Annotated in this window: 1 pseudogene; it reads left to right on the forward strand. The window is 77.2% G+C overall.

The features are described from left to right. Positions 1 to 548 (forward strand): annotated as a pseudogene (locus ACYVE9_RS30440) (SIS domain-containing protein); the annotation flags it as partial.

The following is a 548-nucleotide window of genomic DNA, read 5'->3' on the forward strand; positions in this document are numbered from 1 at the left end:
GGCGGCACCGCCGCCCCGCCCGGACTGCGCTGGACGCTGCCCGGCTGGGCCGGCCCGCTCGACCTGCTGTTCGTGCTCACCCCCGACGGCACCGAGCCCGGTCTCACCGCACTGGTCGAACAGGCCTACCGGCGCGGCTGCACCGTGGTGGCCGTCAGCCCGCGCAGAGCACCGCTGACGGAGGCCGTGAGCGGCGTCCACGGCCTGCCCGTGCCGATCGCCGAAGTGCCGTACGAGCCCGTCGACCCCACCTCCCGGCCGCCCGGCGCCCCCGGCACCCTGTGGGCTCTGCTCACCCCGCTGCTGATCCTCACCGACCGCCTCGGCCTGAGCAGCACCCCGCCGGACGCCGTCGCCGCCCTCGCCGACCGGCTCGACCAGGTCGCCGAACGCTGCGGCCCGGCCATCGACACCTACAGCAACCCGGCGAAGACGCTCGCCACCGAACTCAGCGACGCACTGCCGCTGCTGTGGAGCGAGCGGCCCGTCGCGGACGCCGCCGCCCGGCACTTCGCCACCGTGCTGGCCGCGGTGCCCGGCCGCCCGGC

Source organism: Streptomyces sparsus, from assembly GCF_054776295.1.